At 67.8% G+C, this 1,354-nt stretch carries 2 protein-coding genes; both read left to right on the top strand.

From position 1 onward, the window contains the following. The first annotated feature begins 219 nt into the window (after positions 1–219). Positions 220–909: a hypothetical protein gene (locus tag U1769_RS25020; RefSeq protein ID WP_332720871.1), complete on the top strand. Its 690-nt coding sequence runs from the start codon at positions 220–222 to the stop codon at positions 907–909. A gap of 154 nt (positions 910–1,063) precedes the next feature. After that, the coding region (locus U1769_RS25015; RefSeq protein ID WP_332720870.1) for a hypothetical protein at positions 1,064–1,354 on the top strand (291 nt) is incomplete at its 3' end.

The following is a 1,354-nucleotide window of genomic DNA, read 5'->3' as shown; positions in this document are numbered from 1 at the left end:
CGCTGCTTCGGCGCGTCAGATGCGCTTTTCGGCTTGCTCCCGGCATCCGCGGTGCAAGCTGCAAGGCTGGCGACCATTACAGCCCCGATGATGATACGGATCAACGCGCGGAATCTCCCTGAGGCAACTGTGATCGGTCGTGTTTCCACATCGTTAGGGGTGAAAAGCGTTGCGCGCAATTTGCCGATTTGCTCCAAGGGCTTCGATGGGGGCACGGACATGACGGCAACGGGCGCAACTGCCGCCGCGCAGGGTGCTGCCCCGGCGCAGGGCAGCACCGTGTCCTTCGGCGATCCCGCCACCGTCGATGCCGCACATCGCGCCGTTCGCGCCGACAGCTCGATCCAGTTCGACCTTCCGTGGCACAAGCCGGAGGTCAATCCGCCGCCGCGCTGGCTGCTCGATCTGTTCGACGCGCTGGGCAGCTTCGTCAAATGGGTCGGCGGCGGCTGGAACGTGCTGATGTGGATCGCGATCGCGGTCGCGGTGATCGCGGTCATTCTCGCGCTCTTCCCGGCTGCTCGCGAATGGCTTGCCGCCCGCTTCGTCCGCCGCGACAAGCCGCTAGTCGAACCCGTAGGATGGACGCCCGAAGCCGCCACCGCCCGCGCCCTGCTCGACGAGGCCGACGGCCTGGCGGCGGCGGGCCGCTATGCCGAAGCCGTGCGCCTGATCCTCCACCGCAGCATCGAGGATATCGAGCGTTGGCGCGGCGACCCGCTCCGCCCTTCGTTGACCAGCCGCGACATCGCGCGCTTCGATGGTCTGCCAGACAGGGCGCGGACCGTATTCACGCGCATCGTCGCCGATGTCGAACGCAGCCTGTTCGCTGGCAACACGCTCGCCCAGAGCGACTGGACCCGCGCCCGCGCCGACTATGCCGGTTTCGCCCTGGGCCAGCGGGCATGAGTTTCATAAGGGGGACCGCCGCAGGCGGTGGAGGGGTAGCTCTCCGCACGCGAACCGCTCAGCTTGTGGATACCTACCCCTCCGTCATCGCTGCGCGATGCCACCTCCCCCTCCGGGGGAGGAGTGGGGTATCGGCTGGCGATGGGATTTTCTGATGCTCCGCTGGCTTCCCCTTCGCACTACCCTTGTCATCGCGGCGCTCGCCGCCGTGGCGCTGGTCGCGTTGACGCTTGGCCTGCTCCAGATGGTATCGATGAACGCGCGCGAGCTGGCGATGGTGCGGAGCCAGGCCGATGCGGCGGTGCTGTCGAGCAAGATCGATAGCCTGGCCGATGGTTTGTCCGCCGAGGAGCGCGAAGCCGAGATACTGACGATGGTCGCGGCGCGGGCGCTGGAGGCGACCGATGGCGGGCGCTGCGATAGTGGCGAGCGCGCGCGGGCGCTG

The sequence above is a fragment of the Parasphingomonas zepuensis genome (assembly GCF_036663735.1).
Lineage (GTDB): Bacteria > Pseudomonadota > Alphaproteobacteria > Sphingomonadales > Sphingomonadaceae > Sphingomonas.
The sequence above is the reverse complement of the archived record's forward strand: the minus strand, read 5'-3'. Positions and strand labels throughout refer to the sequence as shown.